Raw genomic sequence first — 18,687 nt, forward strand, 5'->3', positions numbered from 1 at the left:
GTAAGCTCCACGTTTATGACAACATTATAAAATCGCGGCTTCTGCGGGAAGCCGTTCATCTACTAAAGTTTGATTGAGTTTTTTCCATTCGCGCTCATTAATAAGCGGCTTCAGCATAGTCACCAACATAGCCACCGCACCTTCAGGTGCCGCTTTGGCAACAGACGATAAAACCTCTACACGCTCACTATGGGTAATGTTTGGCAACATCATCATTAATGATTGCAAATTTTCTTCCGGTGTTAACGACGCAACCAAACGCTGATGAATATCATGAATTTGCGCATCACTAAAATGTTCCCATAGCAATTCAGCATTGTAGGTTTCTTCCTGATTCATATGCATGAAATTATCAGCAACGAACAGCGAAAAATCGGCATAAAATTCTAACAGTGCTTGTCGTCTACGCAGTGAAGGCAACTTTTTAATGAGCGCGATATCTTGACGCAACGTGGCGATTTCACGCTCATGCTGCACATGATCGATTTCAGTCTGGAGCGGAATTTTATGCAAATCATTTATCGCAGCATGAATAAATTGGTTTTCATGCGCTAAATGATCAAGGCAAAACTGTAATAAATGCTCGCAAGCATTAAGCTGTTGAGTAACAGAATCAGTATCAGTGTCATCAAGTCGCCCTAATTCCACTAACTGTTGGCATAGACTGGCACGCAGTCCTTTATGGATCAGCGTATAAATATTATAACGGGGATCTTTCATCATTAACCTCAGGTTCCATTGAGTCTGTATTCGCTGTGAATAAGTGGTTTACGAAATGGGGGTGTTTATTGCGTTATCCGGCAATGAGGTCATATTAACAAACTGATTACCACTCACTTCCTAAATCATTCATAACAGTTTCCTAAAAATTCCCTAAACAGCAATGCCAGAGTGCCTTCATATTGCAGGAGAATCTGTAATAAATTGTGTTTTTAGAATGGGATTGATTGAGCATGTTTGCTAACAGGAATATGATCTTTACTCTCGCTAAAGCACTTGCGCCAGATACATATTATCTGGCATCAATAGACTTCAGATAGTCTTACCACTATTCAGACGATCTTAATAATTAATAGAAAGACGTGTAGCCGCACAAAAATAGTGATTATCGGATAGACATAAATGGATAGACCTGACTTGCCCAACAATACCTACCGCAGCCTGTCCGAAGAGCAGGCAGCATTTATTTGCTCTGGTTTGTCTATTACCGCAAGCTCACGCGATGGCCGTTTTATTCCCTCAATCTGCCGGGTGTTAGCCTGTGCGGTTAATGACTCGCGTAATCAGTTGCGTATTATTGTGGTGAAATCCCAAGCCTTGCAATTGTTGCTCGATATTAAAGCCAGCGCCGAAATTGCAGTTGTTTTCAGTCAGCCGTCGAGCCACAGGACACTGCAAATAAAAGGAAAAAATACGCACCAAAGTGACATTCAGGATGGGGATATCGCCTTGATTGATCAATGTATTCGGGGGTTTGCCGACAATCTGGCATCTATTGGTTATCCGCGCGAATTCGCCCATGCCTTTCATCACTACTCTCCTGATGATGTGGCTGCTATCAGTTTTACACCCGTCGCACTATTTGAACAAAGCCCGGGGCCGGATGCGGGCAAAGCCTTGGCGTTTGGCTCATGATAAGGCTAGATCAAATCCGGATTTGTCTGGAGGGTTTATTGCCATCCATGCTTGCTACTTGCGGTGCTGATGGCACGCCAAATATTACCTATGTATCGCAAGTACACTACGTTAATCCGAATCATGTTGCGCTGACATTTCAATTTTTTAATAAGACACGACTAAATATTTTAGCCAACCCCCAGGCAACCCTGCTGGTGATTGATCTACAAACCGCCGCAATGTATCGCCTCGCGCTGCTCTATCGCCACACAGAAACATCCGGCCCGTTGTTTGAAAGTATGAAAGCACGCCTTGCCGGCATTGCCAGCAGCTCGGGAATGGAAAATGTATTCCATCTGCAAGGTGCTGATGTCTATCAGGTGATGGATATAGAAGCCGTTCCCGGAATGCAAAAACCGGTATTGCCGCCGGCTCGCCAATCACAACTTTATTTGCGTGAAGCCTTTTGCGCAATGAGCCGCGCACAAGACATGGCCGAATTATTTGAATGCTGTATGAATTCGCTTTCGCAACAACTTCAAATCGAATACGCCATGTTATTGCTAGCCGATGGAACAGGAAAAAAACTGTACACGTTGGACACACGCGGTTACTCACAATCAGGAATAGGCGCAGAAGTGCCAATAGGTTATGGAATCATAGGCACAGCCGCACAATATCGCACCCCGATTCGCATTACGCATGTGGCGATGGAGTACACCTATGTACAAGCGATGCGCGATTATTTACAACACGAACAAGACACTACAGGACTGGAAACACATATTGCATTTCCCGGATTAAAGCTGCCCCGCAGCCAGCTTGCCATGCCGATTTTAGATAAAGACAAGTTATTGGGGATTATCTACGCGGAGAGCCCTAAAGATGAATTTTTTCACTACGACCATGAGGATATGCTTGCCTGTCTTGCCTTGTTTTTAGGCCAGATGATCGTAAAACTACAAGCGTCTGAATGTTTGAATATTTATCGTGGTGATTCTGACAACCACAACTCTGATCAAAAAATTACTGCTGCATCGGCAAAAGAATCCAATCAGACACACATTCGTCCGCAAACGCCGGTGTTGATTCGTTACTACCGGCAAAACCACAGCATTTTTCTTGATCAGGATTATTTAATAAAAGGGATTGCGGGTGCCATTTTATGGCGTTTATTACAGTTGCATACTCATGAAGGACGCTGTCATTTTAGTAATCGTGAGTTGCGCCTTGACCCGCATTTAAAACTACCTGACATTGATGACAATCTTGAAGCAAGATTAATTTTATTGCGCCGCCGTTTGGAAGAGCGCTGCAGTTTTATGCGTTTGGAAAAAGCCGGGCGCGGTGCTTTTACACTGAACCTGAATACACCGCTCACCCTGATTGAAGTGGATAGCCTTTAAATTTTCCGCACCCGAACATCAGCGTGATGCGGGCAATGTGTTGGCTTGCGCCAGTGCTTGTAAAAATGCGTGATGAGCTTGTTGGTTATGCTCGCCCGAATAAGGCAACAGAATCCAGGTTTCACTTGCTGACATGCTTTCTTGTGGCTTGAGTGTTTTATAAGGGGCATGCACTTCCAGCTCCAATAAACCCTGCTCAGGCCGCTCGTTTAAAAACTCCTGATATAACTCCACCTGCCCCTGCTCTGGATGAATTGCGCTTTTAGGCTGCAATGCAAAAGTAATCAGCAACACTTGCTGATCACGGAATGCCGCCAACCAACCTTGTGCAGGCTGGATAAACACTTTGCCCCTGCGGCCTTTTTGTTCAGACGCGTCATTTTTTAATGAAAAAAATCCATCGCGGTAATCGTGTGCCAAGCGGCCATAGGTCGCGTCAATAAAATGTTCAACCCGAACATCATCCAACGTAGCAACCGGAACATAGACAAACGTAGTGTGGGGAACACGTGTATTGAACCAGATATCCCACGCCACTTGAGTATCACGGATATTTTTGGCGCTCACATTTAATTGCAGCTGGTTAGGTTTTCCATCCATTAACGCAAATTGTTTTTGAAGGGAAACACCCGATATCGGGCTATTGGAACCCAGCATGGTGACCTGCTGTGCTGTCTGTTCCACTAATTGATTTTTGGTCAACACCAAATAGGGATCGGGCGGCCATATTGCTTTTGCGGTGCGCCGTTCATCGTTCAGCAATTGATGTTGCCACCACTGGCTCTGCGGCCCCAACCATACCTCATGCCCCATATAACCAATGTTATAAGACTTGGGCGATACGGGTGGGTTGGGCATTGTTTTCACTGCATCGCCTACAAGCAAAAAATTGGGCTGCCCTTGCAGGTTAACAGACAACACACGGCCACCTATGTCAGGCGTTATTTCTGCCGCAATCGTATTATTGCCCAGTGTAATGCGGGTTACTTCAGCATCTTGCGCTGCAATTGCAACATTACACACAGGTAAAGAGAACGACATAAATAAAATCATCCTTTGTAAAAAAGAGTGGGCTTTAGTCATGTTTGATCTCTTCTGTATTTGTCAGGATTAAGGCGATTAAAAGCGGAAAAAACTGCGTATTAAAGTAAAGGTTTTGAATTCAAAATCTGTAAAACCTGTTGCAGATGCACAGAACATTCGTAACCCAAAGGAGTCAAGTATCCGCCATCGATCTGGCTAATCAATTGTTTTTCATGCAAGCGGCGAGTGGCATTAATGATATCGGGTGAGGCATCAGAGTGAACTTTCAAACCAGATTGGTTAGTGCTGGTATCAAACATACGCAGGACTTGCATTTCAGTAACAATTTCAGGCGATAGTGGCATTTTGTTGCTCCATTATTATTAATAAATAAAAAGTTATTGATGAATGACACGCTATTGGTTTATGAAAAATTATTGATTACGGAAAACATGTCGCACTTCATCAGCAATAATAGCAGCTCCCTGCTCTACCGTAGCGGCATCCTGACAGTAAGTCACACGAATGCATTCATGTTTGTGCTGCCAATCATCTGCAAGCCCGGGAAAGAAATGATGACCAGACACCACCAATACACCGCGCGCTTTTAAGCGCTGATATAGCGCTTCGCTGCTAATCGGTAGCCCCTTAAACCACAACCATAAAAAAATCGCCCCTTCTGGTTTGTGGATATAACACGGCAAATCACTCAGGTGCTGCTTAAAGGTAGCCACAGCATGTTCCATGCGTGCGCGATAAAACGGCGCAACGATTGTGCGCCCTAACTGTAAAATTTTTCCATCTTCCAACAAATGCCGCGCGATAGCAGGGCCAAAATTTCCGGTCGCCAGACTTAAAATCGTATTGGCTTTGGCAAATGCATCGATAATTTCAGGGGCTGCAATCACGATGCCTGTGCGCGCACCAGGCAATCCCAATTTGGACAAGCTCAACACCAAAATCGTATTGTCATTCCAATGGGGCTGCGCATCGGTAAACAGGATATTGGGGAATGGTGTGCCGTAAGCACCATCCACAATAAATGGAATTTTGTGTTCGCGCGCCAGGGTATCCAGTTTAAGTAACTCATCGTCGCTGATGACATTGCCCGTGGGGTTAGTCGGGCGGGATACACACAGCGCACCGGTTTCAGAGGTGATTGTTAGTTGCGAAAAATCCACATGGTATTTGAAAAAACCATTAGGCAACATTTCAATACTGGGACGGGTAGCGGTAAAAAAATCGGGATGGATACCTTGATCGCTATAGCCCAAGTATTCCGGCGTGAGCGGCAGCTGAATACGTTTGATGCTGCCGTCGGGATATTCCCCCGCAAACAAATTAAACAGCACAAAAAAAGCCGATTGGCTGCCGTTGGCCAACGCAATATTCGCGCGCGTAATTGGCCAACCATATTCATTGGCTAACAACCCGGCCAGTGAATCCAATAATTGCGCATCGCCCTGAGGGGGCTGATAAAGCCCCAGTAACTGATGAGTTTCCTGAGGGCTCGCCAGGGTTGCACGTAAGGCATCTTCAAATACCTGCTCCATCGCCGGAATACGTGCCGGATTACCGCCACCCATAAAAATCATATCGGGATTAACGCGCAGGGCTTCGCCTAAATCGTCCATCAGCGAGACAATGCCCGCCTCTGTGCAAAGTTTTTTACCAAAGCGCGATAATTGAAGCGGGGACGATTGCTGGGGAGGAAACAATTGCATGGAGAAAAACCAGATTGTGGAGGCAAATAGCCAGTGGCGCGCAATCTAGCGGGTACAGCAACAAAACACTAGCGCGATTAAATCAGGCCAAACTTCTTCAGGGTTTCTGACAACTTTTCTGGATTGACCGGCTTCTGGATAAAGTCCATTGCGCCTAATTGGGTAACACGGGCATGGGCAGTCGGTTGGATATCACCAGAAATGACGATGATCATCGCATCAAGCCCTTCTGCTTTTACCGCTTCCAGTACTTGGTAGCCATCCATCTCAGGCATTGTCAGGTCGAGAAACACCATTTCGCCCTTGCCTTCGCGGATAGCCTGCAAGCCCTCGGCACCGTTGGTCGCGAAGGTGATATCAACATCCCAACCTTCTGGCAGGGAGCGCGCGACTTGTTTGCGCGCCATCATAGAATCATCACAAATAAGCAGTGGTGTCGCCATGAAAACAGATTATTCTCAGTAATGGACGCAAACCGCATCCGTTGATCACAGTTATCGATGAGTATAGTCAGGGTTTTTGAGCCACGAAGTTTTTTTACCCTCCTTTGCGCTTGATTCATTTATTTATTCGATAGAATCATTGCGGCAGATCAAATTTTGATCTTATGCAGATTTGCCGCACCCGGATCTTCTGCAGCGCTGAATAAGTCACTCACCTTACGGTTCAGTATCGCTGCTTTGGTCGTGTCCACCTGCCCCAACAGCTCAATTGCCTCTGTACCCCAAGGTAATTTAGCCAGATGGGCGCGTTCTTGTGGTAATTGGTGCGGCAAACCAAGAATGTCAGCGAGCTGCTGGATCGTCAGGTGGTCAAGGTTCTTACTGAGCAAATAGTGCCCTTGATAGTTGGCACTGATCACTCTGTGTTTCACCAAAGCATCGCGGATCCGCAACCACTGCTCTGCCGCCAGCCCCTGATGCAACAACTCGCGCTCAGGTACCGCAGTGCCATTGATCGATGCACTGTAACAGCGCCAGAGCACAAGCAGGCTCGCCAGCAAATCGGGATAATTGCGATCCCTCAGGTCTATTTGGTGGGCACTGATGGTATGCACAAACACAGCCCCACCGAGCACCATAGTCCAAATCAGGTTAACCCAGAGCATAAAAAGCGGTAGCGCCGCAAAGGCACCATAGACAGATGTAAAAGACGAGTGGCCGACGATCCAGCCAAATATCGCCTTTAATCCCTGAAAGCCGAGCGTTGTCACCAAGCCGCCAATCAAGGCGTGCCTGACAGATACCTTGCAATTGGGCACAGCAACAAACAGGAGCGTGAAGGCCGCCCAGGTCAGGAACCAGGGAGCCAATTGGAATACCCACTCAACTACACCCGTACTGTCGTAAGTCCCCATAAGTAAACGCAACGAAGCAAGGTAAGTGCTCATCACCAGCGCTGCACCTAACAACAAAGGCCCCAGACTTAATATCGCCCAGTAGAGTAAAAAATTCGCCACCCCACGCCGCCCGCGCGATACCCCCCAAATTGAATTGAAGTTTTGCTCGATGTTCTTGAGCATCAAATAGGCAGAAACCAGCAAAAACAGCAGCCCGAATAACGTCAGCTGCCGGGCCTGCTCGGAAAATGTGGTGAGATAGCTGCCTAACTCTTGCTGGCTGTTAGGTAAAAAATGCTGGAACAACAAGGCTTGGAGTTCATCGCCAAGATTTTGGAATGCCGGGATGATCGAGAACATGGAATAAGTCACGGTCATCATAGGGACAGTTGCAAAGAGCGTGACATACGTGAGCGATGCGGCACTTTTCTGGCATTCCTTGGTTTGATATTGCCTCACCATCAAACAAAAAAATCCTCGCAGCCAACGATAATAGCGGCGCAAGTGATCATGAATAGACAGGAGCCGGACGTGCAACAAGGGCATAGCGTAAATCCTTAAACCAAGTCAGGGCGCAACCGTTATAATCGGCTGCACGCATTTGAATATGAAATAGAGACACCTATGATCACACTTTATCACAACCCCCGTTGCTCAAAATCGCGCGAGGCATTGGCCTTATTGCGCGAACATGGGCATGAGCCTGAGGTCATCCTGTATTTGGAAACACCGCCCACCAGCAAAACATTAAAAGCGTTGCTGGCCGTGCTGGGAATTAGCGCGCGCGAGTTGTTGCGCAAAGGGGAAGAGGTTTACAAAACGTTAAACCTTGCGGATGAATCACTCAGTGAAGCCGCGTTAATCAAGGCAATGGTAGAAAACCCGAAATTGATTGAGCGCCCCATTGCGGTCAATGACGATAAAGCAGTGATCGGACGTCCGCCCGAAAACGTTTTACAGATTATTAATAGTAAGAATTAATTGTCACTCTGATCGGTATGCGAGACCGTCTGCGGCATGGATGCCGCAGTCGAGCCTACATGGATGTATTCACGGCGTGTCTCGCATACCGATCAGAGTGATGATTGATTCTTATCACATTGAATGAACGATATTTCTATGACGCCTTATATTTTAATTTTGTATTACAGCCGCAATGGTTCCACCTTTGAAATGGCAAAACAGATTGCCCGCGGTGTTGAGCAAGTCACGGGTATTGAAGCGCGCTTGCGCACAGTTCCGGCGGTGTCCCCGGTTACCGAAGCGACTGAGCCTGCAATCCCCACCAGCGGTGCACTTTATTGCACTGAAGATGATGTAAAACATTGCGCTGGCTTGATTCTTGGCAGCCCTACGCGCTTTGGCAATATGGCTGCACCGATGAAATATTTTCTCGATGGCACCAGTGGCATTTGGTTAAACGGCAATTTAATCAACAAACCAGCGGCAGTATTCACATCTACTTCAACATTGCACGGCGGACAAGAATCCACACTGCTTTCCATGATGCTGCCGTTACTGCATCAGGGTATGGTGATCGCCGGAATTCCCTACAGCGAGCCCGCTGTCAGCAGTACTCGCACAGGAGGCACGCCCTATGGAGCCTCGCATTTAGCCAGCGGCGATACCCCAAGCAAATTGAGCAACGATGAAATTGCGCTTTGCCAGGCATTGGGTAAACGTGTCGCAACCCTTGCCCTGCAACTGCATTCTTAATTGATTCACAAGGTTTTTTTATGACTCACACACCTGAACATGATGATCAACAACTCAACGAAAAATCCAAGAAGGTGATTGTCATTACCGATGAAGACGCAGTACTGCTTCAAAAAAAATTACGCACGGGAAAAGCAATTACACTAGTTAGCTTTGGTGGATTGTTAGTGATTTTTACACTGCTCAATCTTACCAGCGAAAAAAGCAATTTTGTTTTCTGGCTGTTCCAGATGTTTCCGTTGCTGATTTTCATCCCGCTGCTGCGCAAACCTACCCATCGCACGTATAGCTGGCTGTGTTTTGTGTCGCTTATGTATTTTGTCGGGATTATTCCATTGTTGATGGGCAGTTGGAGCATTTCCTATTGGCTGATCACATTATTAGTTTGCAGTTTGTTTATTGGCGCAATGATGACAAGCCGTTGGCTGCAATACTGGAATTACTATTTATCCACCAAACAAGCGTAATTTTTTAGTGCGCTTTTAGTGTGACTGTTTAATAGATTTTTTAATCAGCTTTTTTATCCGTACTTTATTCAGCCGTAATTTTTACTCAGCTGTAATTTTCAAAAGGAAAATAGTGTGTCTGTGAATCACTACGAACCGCCAATCGCTTCCGCACCTACAACACCTGCTGGCACGCCACCGCCAGTGCGCCCCACCCAGGTTACCAACAATAAAAAGCCGGGAGCATTCCGGCGTTTTTTGAGTGGTATGGGTGCAGGGATTACCTGGCTGCGTAACACGCTGTTGAATACCTTGTTTATTATTGTGCTGATCATTTTTATTGTCGCCATCAGCTCAAGTGCACCGCCGCCCTTGCCTGACAGTTTTGCATTGCGTGTAGCACCAACAGGTTTGCTGGTTGACCAACGCAGCTACATCGACCCTGCCAGTATTTTGTTATCTGATGACGATCCAGAAGAAGCCGAAACCCGCGTAAGCGATCTTGTCGAAGCAATCAACAAAGCATCGACTGATAAGCGCGTGACTATGATCGTGCTAGAGCCCGGCCGCTTGCTCGGTGGCGGCATCAGCAAGATGAACGAAATTGGCCAAGCCTTGGAAAATTTCAAACAGGCCGGAAAAAAAATCATTGCAGTTAGCGATCATTATTCACAAGACCAATATTATCTGGCCAGCTTCGCGGACGAAATTTATCTGCACAATATGGGGATGGTTGAAATTACCGGCTACAGCCGTTACATGAATTACTACAAAACCGCGCTAGATAAATTGGGAGTTACGATTCACGCGTTTCGTTCGGGTAAATATAAAGATTATCTGGAACCTTACTTGCGCGACGATATGTCTGCTGAATCGCGCGAGCACAATGCACAATGGATTAATGAACTCTGGTCTGGTTACACTCAAAAGATTGAGAGCCTGCGCCGCTTGCCGCCCGGCAGTATTAACGATTATGTCAATAATGCTGATGCGCATCTGGCACTCACTGCCGGTGATAGCGCCAAACTCGCATTGGAAAAAGCATTGGTGGATAAAGTGGCATCGCGTCAGGAAATGGAACAAGCCCTGATAGACGCTGCAGGCAAAAGCAGCGAAGGCAATTGGTATAACGGCGTAGGCATCAAAAGCTATCTGGCCAACATTCGCAAAATGCCTTCACTGGAACCGAATAAAATTGCCGTTGTTGTTGCATCCGGCGCAATTGTGGATGGCTATCAACCCGATGGCAGCATCGGCAGTGAAAGCATGTTGGAACTGCTGCGCCAGGTGAGAGATGACAAAGCCGTAAAGGCATTGGTTATTCGTATTGATTCTGGCGGCGGTAGTGCATTTGCGTCTGAAATTATCCGCTCGGAAATTATTGCATTGCGTGAAAAAAATATTCCCATTTACATTTCCATGGGAACCGTAGCCGCATCTGGTGGTTACTGGATCGCGACAGCAGGCGATAAAATTTGGGCGCAACCGACCACCATCACCGGGTCAATCGGTGTATTCGGTGCATTCCCGACACTGGAAAAATCGCTGGAAAAAATCGGCGTTTATACCGATGGTGTTGGCACAACCGAATTGGCGGGCACGTTAAGGCTGGATCGCCCACTGACGGAAAAAGCCAGCAAAGTGGTGCAACTGGGTGTCGATAATGTCTACCAGCGTTTTATTACACTTGTCGCTGATGCACGCAATCAGGAAGTTGATGCGATAGATGCAATTGCACAAGGCCATGTCTGGACGGGCAACAAAGCCAAAGAAATTGGATTGGTAGATGAACTCGGTACGCTCAATGATGTCATCGCCGCCATTGCGAAAGAGGCGAACCTCAGCAGCTACTCAGTAGAATTTGCACAGCGGCCGCTTTCACCCAAAGAAGAATTTTTGCGCTCGCTGACAGAAAGCCAAGCCGGCAGCCTGATGCCACAATCTTTTCTGGAAAGTTTTTCATCGCTGCAATTATTGAACACACTGACTCCAGCGTTAAAGCCACTCAGTGACCTGCAAAAAATGAATGACCCGCAAGGTATTTATGTGCAGTGTTTGGATTGCGTAGCGCCTTGATTTTGTTTTCAAGAGATTATCGATTCAATGGATTTGGTTACGTTAGTCAGTTTATTAAATGCCAGTGTACTGTCAGTCGCGATACTGGGGTGCTTGATGTTTATCATCACACCCGCGTATCGCGGTGTGTGCATACTGCTGGGACTGGTAATTCTGGCAACACTCACGAACATACTTGAAGATTTACACATCTCACGTGAGCTGCACTTAATTTCACCCGTTTTCATGCTGGGTTATGGTCCGGCTTTTTATCTTGCGACCAAGCGCTTGATTATCGGGCCTGTAGATTACCGCTCAGCCCTGCATTTCTTACCGATGTTATTGGCACTTCCCTTCACCGATCATCCGCAAACGATTATCGCGCTGGGCACACTCTGGCGTATGGTTTATGCGCTTTTCACATTGCAACTGATTATTGGATTTAACCGGCAGCTGTCCATGCAGCGCTCGGACGCGAACGAAGTATCATTGACCTGGCTCGGCTGGTTAGTTGGGGTATCAACGCTCTTTAGTGCACTGGATCTGCTCAGGCTTAATTTCCAACCTGAGTTAGGCGCACACCTGAATATGATCGGCTATGCAACGAGCCTGTTTATTTTTTTAATGGTTTTATTCTCGTTGATACTTATCCTGAATCACCGCCGTGTAGGATTGGAGACTATCGCCAGTTCCATTGCCCTTCCCTCAACAATCATTACCTCCGCTTCATCCGGGGATGATGCAAAAGAAAGCGCAGAATCAGCTGCAGATTACCAGCCGCTTTTTGCCATTCTTGATAATGAAGTCCGTACACAAAATTGGTATACCCATCCCCGCTTAACCTTGAACCAGCTTTCCGATTTATCGGGTTTATCTACGCGGGATATTTCCAGAAGTATTAATTTAGTCGCGCAGATGTCATTCAATGATTACATCAATCAACATCGTGTTGAACACATTAAACGCAGCTTAGCCGGGCGTGCCAATGATTCTAAAATCAACCTTACCGATCTTGCCCTTGCTGCCGGGTTCAGCTCAAAAGCCACGTTTAATCAGGCGTTCAAAAAAGCCACAGGCATGACACCCAGCGAATATCGCAGTGTGCAACAAACCCAACACGTCCAGAATCAGGATTCTGACCGTTTAATATCAAGACACTAGACGAGTTCAACTGACATTTCTGAAAAAGTGCTTCCACTTAACAACGAGGAAGCACTCATGAAAATATCCATTCTTTTTATCACGCTTTGTCTTTCAGCAATCGCTAGTTACCCCTTACCTGCATATGCAACTAGCGCAGAAAAAAATGCCAATGCGTCGCTGTACATCGACAATATTCATATTGTCGATGTCACTACCGGAAAAGTTTTAAAGAACCGCCAACTGAAAATCCGCAAAGGCAAGATCATTGCTATTAACGCAGCTCAAACGCCCATTACTGACGAAAGCCATGAATATCAGGATGGTAAAGGGCACTACGCCATGCCCGGGTTAATTGATATGCATGCCCATGCTTATGACACTGCCGCATTTGTTATTGCCCTCTCCCACGGAGCCACCCATTTACGGCTTATGAATGGCGTGCAGGAACATTTACTCTGGCGCAACGAATTGGAAAATGGCAGCAGGATTGGCAGCACTATTACCGTCAGCAGCCCGATTATTTCCGGCTTTACAGATGCGCACATGCATTACTCCGCGCAAACACCCGCAGATGCCATAACTGCCGTCACAACAGCCAAACAACTAGGTTACGATCTTATAAAAGCCTACGGCAATTTAACGGCAGAGGTGCTGAGGGCATTATTGCGTGAAGCAAAAAAACAGAGCATTCCAGTTGCCAAACATGGCCCTCACCCTGTAGCACATATGGACTGGAATGAACTGAAGGGATTGCAATCACTGGAGCACGCTGAAGATATTTACCAAGGGCCGCTAAATTACCAGGCCGATCTAAAAGCATTGGATGAAACAATCACTACACTAAAAGCACTCAATACACCGGTTACTCCAACGCTGAATATTTACTGGCAACTCACCCAAATCAGCGATCAAAAACAGGCTTTTATTGATACTTTGCCAGAAGGTTATATTTCCCCTTTGATTGAGTTACAGGAAAAACACAATCAACTAAAACGCTGGATCAATAGCCCGTTAGAGATGGCCTTGCACAATAAAAAAACACTGGCGTTTTTGCAGGAAATTACCCTGCAATTATACAGAGCAAATATCACGCTTCTGGTCGGTTCGGATTCTGGTGTGTTGTTATCGCCACACGGACTTGCCACGCACAAAGAAATGGAATTAATGCATCAGGCAGGCCTACCTATTCTTGCAGTGTTGCGCGCCGCAACAATTAACCCTGCCAAAGCACTGGGAAAAGAATCACAACTGGGAAAAATCGCCGTGGGCTATAACGCCGATTTGATTTTGTCAGAACACAACCCACTGGACTCATTGGCAACACTTAAAAACCCGGCGTGGGTTGTCAAACAAGGCCGGATTTTTTCCAATGCCGAATTAAAAACGTTACGGCAACACGCCATTGACGAACGCAGCCTGTGGCAAGAAATGCGCATACTATTAAATGCAGGCACGGCTGCAAGTGTAGGCACAGGTATGAGTGCAGGTGTAAGCACAGGTATATGTGCCGATAAATAATTGTCCGTTACTGGCAGCCCTCCATGCTGGTAATCCAGGCTTCAATGATTGCCGCACCCTCTTCGTCAACCAAATGCGACCCCAGCGGAGGCATTTGGTTTTGATCACGTACTTTCATGCGCGCCAGTAGCACAGAGCGGGCGGGCTCACCCGGTGCGATAAGTTGTGCATTACTAATCCCCATATCTCCTGCAGCGGGTGGCACATTACAAGTTTGTGTTGCGGATAATGCAACCATAAAACGTAAATCAATATTCACCGGCGTTGGGCCTGATGGGCGGTGGCAATTGCTGCAGTTGCTGTGTAAATAACTTCGTGCACGCTGTGCAATGCTTGCTGTGGTGACTGTTGGTGAGATTAAGGTTTGTGCTTTTTGTTGCGAACTGATGGCATTGGAAAATAATTGGATATGCGAAAGCGTATCCAATTGATTGGCATTAGTACCGGTTGCTGAATACACCATTGAATTGTTCAACTGCAAGGTTTCCAGCCCTAATACAAAATTGGCGGCTTGGGTATGGCAGGTCAGGCATTGGCCTGCACTGGGGTATTGCCAAATAATACCTTCAATATTTTTTTCTTTGGAATCGCTCAGTAAAACCGCATCCGTTTGGTCATCGCGCCATTCATAACTAAATCCTTGCCATCCTAATTCTCCCTGCGCAAATAAGCGGGTTTCAATTAATTTATCGCCCAATTTGAAATGCTTCATTAGCACACTGCCAACCGGAAATAAAAAATCACCATCATTGTTCAGATTAATGCGGGTATTGTTGGGCAAAAATAAATAGCGTTCTTTTTCAGCAGAGTCTGACCAAAAAGGCACTTGCACTGTGTAAGGAATCATTCCCACTGCAGGCAATCGGGGATTGATGGTGTTAACGCAACCGGTTTGCGATAAATTTCTGGCCATACTACCCGGTTGCATAACACCACCGGTCATCTGCATTTTTACGATTTGGGTTCCTGCACCTGATTGGCCAAGCGCATACAATTCTCCTGCATTATCCTGCGCGAACGACACCACACCAGCAGGTGCATTGTCATGCTCATTCACACTCAGACTGCCATCATTATTGCGTGTGATAGATTGGGTAATGTTGCGGCAATAATCCGTGAAGAAATAGTTGCCGTAGGCGGCAGGATACTGTGTGCCGCGATACACATAACCACCAATGACCGAACAAACACCGGTATTGTGGCTGATCGATAACACGGGTTTGATTTTATTTGCCGTTGAACAATTAGGCCGGCCGGCATAACAACCATCGCCCTCCATATCACCCCAGCCATAATTTCCTGCCCGTGTCACAAGATTGATTTCTTCCCAGTCTCCCTGACCTACATCGCCCACCCACAATTCATTTGTTAATGTATCAAAACCAAAACGCCAGGGATTACGCAAACCATAAGCCCAAATTTCCGGAGCACTACCCTCGGCAAAAGGGTTATCCGGAGGAATAGCATAGTTGCGCCCACCATTGGAATTATTCACATCAATGCGCAATATTTTGCCGAGCAAATTATTCAGGCTCTGGCCATGTTGTTGTGGATCACCACCACTGCCTCCATCGCCGGAAGCAATATACAAATAACCATCATGACCAAACGCAATGTGGCCACCATTATGGTTGGCGTAAGGTTGGTTAAAACGCAGCAAAATAATTTCTGATCCGCGCTCGATCATGCCATTTTGCAATACAGTAAAACGTGAAATGCGCGTCTCTTGATTATTGTTGTTATTGCGGCCGATGTAATTGAAATACACATAAGGGTTACTGGCGAATTGCGGATGAAATGCAATTCCCAGCAAACCGGTTTCACCGCCGGAAAAATCCACACGATCTTCAATATTCAACACTTCTGTTAACGCATTCGCCGCTGGATTATTGGCAAAACGCACCACCCTTCCCGACTGACGTGTCGCATACCAATAATTGTCATCACCGGGAATTTGAATAATATTGGTAGCGCTCTGGATATTCGGTAACAAAGGAAATACGGCTTGCCATTGAAGATCGCCCGCCGCACCGGTATTGACTGGCGCAGGAGCGATGCAGGTGGTATTCGATGGGCGCTGCGATAAACCCGATACAACACTCGCTGCAGATGAATTGGTGACCGATGAATTTATTGCGGAAGCTACAGCAGATGAAGCAGCCAAACTGACAGAGGGATTTGCCGATGATGGCGATGCTTTACCGCTTGAACTGCCACCACCGCCACAGGAAATCAGCAATAGTAAATTGGAAATAACCAATAACGCTTTTACGCAATTTTCCATGGCAATCACCTCGTGAAGTAATACCCATAAAAGCCTATAAGCTTACATACTTTCTTTCTGTGGTAGACATCTCATAAAAAAGGCGACCAATTGGCCGCCTCTTTCGTTTCATAATTATCACGCTAGCACCGTGATTAGCGTGTTGCCCAAGCGCGATCACCGGGCTTGTACGCCAGTTCACCATCGAAACGCCCTGGTATGGGTACGTAACGCAAAACTTGGGTACCACCCACTTCTGATGTGAAGAAACCAAACAAGGTTAATTGTTTGATCATCGTAAAATAATGGACGCCGCCCGATGCAACACTTGCGCGCGCTTCGCGATCAAGTGTATTGATAAATGCCTCGCGCTCTGACTGTTCAAGTGCAGCAAAGTTACGCTTGTAGGTGGCACTGCAGGTTTCTTCAAATGTGACCAAGCCTTTATGAAAAACGGCCTGCTCATCCAGCGTGTAACAATCGCTGACATACACACTCATAAACTCGCCAACTTTTGCATCTTTCGCGCCGGGTGTTTCAGTGCGCGGCAAAATGGTTTCGGCAATTTCGTCGAGCAACGCGATATTGTTTGGCGAAAAAACCAGTGATGATTTCGGCTGTGATGCACAACCACTTAACATGGATACTGCAGCTCCACCAATCATGGCGGTACCAGTGCTGGCGGCAATCAGTTTTAATAATTCGCGGCGATTCATTTCAGATTCCCCTTTTTCAATTCTTTTACCGCATGATCTACCGCGCGTGCAGTGAGCGCCATATAGGTCAGCGATGGGTTTACACAGGATGCCGATGTCATACAGGCACCGTCGGTGACAAATACGTTAGGCGCATCCCACACCTGATTGTATTGATTGAGCACCGATGTTTTTGGATCGCGCCCCATACGCGCTGTACCCATTTCATGAATGCCCATACCTGGTGAATAACCCCAATCACCACCGCGCACATTTTTAACACCGGCGGCTTCAAGCATATCCACCGCGTCTTGCATCATATCTTTGCGCATCGCCAATTCGTTTTCACGAATTTCAACGTCCATCGCCAATACCGGCAAGCCCCACTTGTCTTTGGTATTGCGGTCAAGATAAATACGGTTATCGTGGTGCGGCAACATTTCGCCAAACGCGGTCATACCAATCGTCCATGCACCTGGCTCGGCAAGGGCATTTTTAAAATCGGCACCCACCCCCATTTCAGCAACATCGCGATTCCAATCCTGACGGCTCGCTGCACCTTGATAACCAAAGCCACGCACATAATTGCGTTTTTCATCATCAAGATTGCGAAAACGTGGAATATAAAAACCGGCGGGGCGACGGCCGAAATAATATTTATCTTCGTAACCTTCAACCACACCACCCGCACCAACACGGAAGTGGTGATCCATAACGTTATGGCCCAACTCGCCACTGCTGCTACCCAAACCGCCATCCCATATATCGGTAGCTGAATTCATTAAAATCCAGGTCGAGTTAAAACTGGATGCATTCAGGAAAACAACATTTGCGGTAAATTCATAAGTTTGGTTTGTTTCTGCATCAATCACTTCAACACCGCGCGCGCGTTTTTTATCTTTGTCGTACAGAACCTGACTGACAATAGAGAATGGGCGCAAAGTGAGATTACCGGTTTTCATCGCCGCCGGCAGCGTAGACGATTGCGTACTGAAATACGCACCGAATGGGCAACCCAACCAACATTTATTCCGATACTGACAATTCACCCTGCCCTGCTCCGGTTTTGGTTGGGTGATATTCGCAGTGCGGCTGTTGATCATTAATCGCTTGCCGCTGTAGGCTTTTTTAATACGCGCTGCAACATCTTTTTCTACGATATTAAGTTCGATGGGCGGTAAGAATTTTCCATCCGGCAGATGATCCAACCCTTCGAGCGACCCGGAAATACCGGCAAAACTTTCAACGTAATCGTACCAAGGTGCAAGATCCTGATAACGGATTGGCCAATCAACCGCGATGCCTTCTTTTAAGTTCGCTTCAAAATCGCGTTGACTAAAACGGTAACTTTGGCGACCCCACAACAGCGAGCGACCACCAACGTGATAGCCGCGATACCAGTCAAAACGTTTTTTCTCAATGTAGGGACTTTCTTGCTCGTTCGCCCACATGCCATTGGTTTCTTCGTTCAATACAAAATCCCGCTGCAACACCGGGTGATTGCGTTTCATTTCCTGGGTCGGACGACCGCGATGCGGATAATCCCACGTCTCTTTGTGGGCGTTCACATAATCTTTAATGTGCTCGATATTGCGCCCGCGTTCGAGCAGCAAAACCTTCAAACCTTTTTCGGTGAGTTCTTTGGCAGCCCAACCGCCGCTAATGCCGGAGCCAACCACAATGGCATCAAAGTGTTGTGTAGCAGACATAAATGTACCTCTGGGATAAACGTACTTTTTTGT

Annotated in this window: 17 protein-coding genes; 8 read left to right on the forward strand and 9 right to left on the reverse strand. The window is 46.7% G+C overall.

Annotated elements, in window-relative coordinates:
* Positions 1 to 24: 24 nt before the first annotated feature.
* Positions 25 to 723, reverse strand: coding sequence for a hemerythrin domain-containing protein (locus VC28_RS08175; protein ID WP_156184302.1), 699 nt, complete (start codon positions 721 to 723; stop codon positions 25 to 27).
* A 399-nt stretch (positions 724 to 1,122) separates the two neighbouring features.
* Here VC28_RS08175 and VC28_RS08180 point away from each other — a divergent pair, with 399 nt between their 5' ends.
* Positions 1,123 to 1,635 carry a hypothetical protein gene (locus VC28_RS08180; protein WP_049630213.1) on the forward strand — a complete coding sequence of 171 codons (513 nt, stop codon included), beginning with the start codon at positions 1,123 to 1,125 and terminating at the stop codon, positions 1,633 to 1,635.
* Positions 1,632 to 3,023, forward strand: a complete 1,392-nt coding sequence (locus VC28_RS08185) for a GAF domain-containing protein (RefSeq protein WP_049630214.1) — start codon at positions 1,632 to 1,634, stop codon at positions 3,021 to 3,023. Before VC28_RS08180 ends, VC28_RS08185 begins: the two co-directional genes overlap by 4 nt.
* 18 nt (positions 3,024 to 3,041) lie before the next feature.
* Here the strand turns inward: VC28_RS08185 and VC28_RS08190 are convergent, their stop codons facing one another.
* From VC28_RS08190 to VC28_RS08210, 5 genes are all read right to left on the reverse strand, one after another.
* On the reverse strand, positions 3,042 to 4,064 hold the full coding sequence (locus VC28_RS08190; RefSeq protein WP_053094172.1) for a DUF4380 domain-containing protein: 1,023 nt from the start codon (positions 4,062 to 4,064) through the stop codon (positions 3,042 to 3,044).
* A gap of 101 nt (positions 4,065 to 4,165) precedes the next feature.
* Positions 4,166 to 4,411, reverse strand: coding sequence for a TIGR02647 family protein (locus tag VC28_RS08195; protein WP_049630215.1), 246 nt, complete (start codon positions 4,409 to 4,411; stop codon positions 4,166 to 4,168).
* A gap of 69 nt (positions 4,412 to 4,480) precedes the next feature.
* Positions 4,481 to 5,770, reverse strand: coding sequence for a valine--pyruvate transaminase (locus VC28_RS08200; RefSeq protein ID WP_049630216.1), 1,290 nt, complete (start codon positions 5,768 to 5,770; stop codon positions 4,481 to 4,483).
* A 77-nt stretch (positions 5,771 to 5,847) separates the two neighbouring features.
* Entirely contained in the window at positions 5,848 to 6,213 is a 366-nt protein-coding gene (locus tag VC28_RS08205) for a response regulator (protein ID WP_049630217.1), read from the reverse strand.
* Between the two features lie 149 nt (positions 6,214 to 6,362).
* Positions 6,363 to 7,655, reverse strand: coding sequence for a YihY family inner membrane protein (locus VC28_RS08210; protein WP_049630218.1), 1,293 nt, complete (start codon positions 7,653 to 7,655; stop codon positions 6,363 to 6,365).
* 78 nt (positions 7,656 to 7,733) lie between these two features.
* Between VC28_RS08210 and arsC the strand changes: the two genes are divergently transcribed.
* The 6 genes from arsC to VC28_RS08240 all read left to right on the forward strand — a co-directional run bounded on the left by arsC (position 7,734) and on the right by VC28_RS08240 (position 13,987).
* Complete coding sequence (gene arsC / locus VC28_RS08215) at positions 7,734 to 8,090, forward strand: arsenate reductase (glutaredoxin) (RefSeq protein ID WP_049630219.1); 357 nt, start codon at positions 7,734 to 7,736, stop codon at positions 8,088 to 8,090.
* A gap of 138 nt (positions 8,091 to 8,228) precedes the next feature.
* On the forward strand, positions 8,229 to 8,825 hold the full coding sequence (gene wrbA / locus VC28_RS08220) for an NAD(P)H:quinone oxidoreductase (RefSeq protein WP_049630220.1): 597 nt from the start codon (positions 8,229 to 8,231) through the stop codon (positions 8,823 to 8,825).
* A gap of 20 nt (positions 8,826 to 8,845) precedes the next feature.
* Positions 8,846 to 9,292 (forward strand): DUF2069 domain-containing protein, encoded by a 447-nt coding sequence (locus tag VC28_RS08225; protein ID WP_049630221.1) that lies wholly within the window; start codon positions 8,846 to 8,848, stop codon positions 9,290 to 9,292.
* Between the two features lie 114 nt (positions 9,293 to 9,406).
* The gene (gene sppA / locus VC28_RS08230) at positions 9,407 to 11,347 is read left to right on the forward strand and encodes a signal peptide peptidase SppA (protein ID WP_049630222.1); all 1,941 of its coding nucleotides are present in this window, start codon (positions 9,407 to 9,409) and stop codon (positions 11,345 to 11,347) included.
* A 27-nt stretch (positions 11,348 to 11,374) separates the two neighbouring features.
* The gene (locus tag VC28_RS08235; RefSeq protein WP_049630223.1) at positions 11,375 to 12,487 is read left to right on the forward strand and encodes a helix-turn-helix transcriptional regulator; all 1,113 of its coding nucleotides are present in this window, start codon (positions 11,375 to 11,377) and stop codon (positions 12,485 to 12,487) included.
* A gap of 57 nt (positions 12,488 to 12,544) precedes the next feature.
* Positions 12,545 to 13,987 carry an amidohydrolase family protein gene (locus tag VC28_RS08240; protein WP_049630224.1) on the forward strand — a complete coding sequence of 481 codons (1,443 nt, stop codon included), beginning with the start codon at positions 12,545 to 12,547 and terminating at the stop codon, positions 13,985 to 13,987.
* 7 nt (positions 13,988 to 13,994) lie between these two features.
* On the opposite strand, the gene VC28_RS19280 is transcribed toward VC28_RS08240, so the two are convergent.
* The 3 genes from VC28_RS19280 to VC28_RS08255 form a co-directional block, all read right to left on the reverse strand.
* Complete coding sequence (locus VC28_RS19280; RefSeq protein ID WP_082191455.1) at positions 13,995 to 16,271, reverse strand: PQQ-dependent sugar dehydrogenase; 2,277 nt, start codon at positions 16,269 to 16,271, stop codon at positions 13,995 to 13,997.
* 134 nt (positions 16,272 to 16,405) lie between these two features.
* Positions 16,406 to 16,966, reverse strand: a complete 561-nt coding sequence (locus VC28_RS08250; protein ID WP_049630225.1) for a gluconate 2-dehydrogenase subunit 3 family protein — start codon at positions 16,964 to 16,966, stop codon at positions 16,406 to 16,408.
* A complete protein-coding gene (locus tag VC28_RS08255) occupies positions 16,963 to 18,654 on the reverse strand; it encodes a GMC oxidoreductase (protein ID WP_049630226.1) in 1,692 nt (563 codons plus the stop codon). The genes VC28_RS08250 and VC28_RS08255 overlap by 4 nt, the downstream gene beginning before the upstream one ends.
* Positions 18,655 to 18,687: the final 33 nt, after the last annotated feature.

This window comes from Cellvibrio sp. pealriver (genome assembly GCF_001183545.1).
Taxonomy (GTDB): Bacteria; Pseudomonadota; Gammaproteobacteria; order Pseudomonadales; family Cellvibrionaceae; genus Cellvibrio.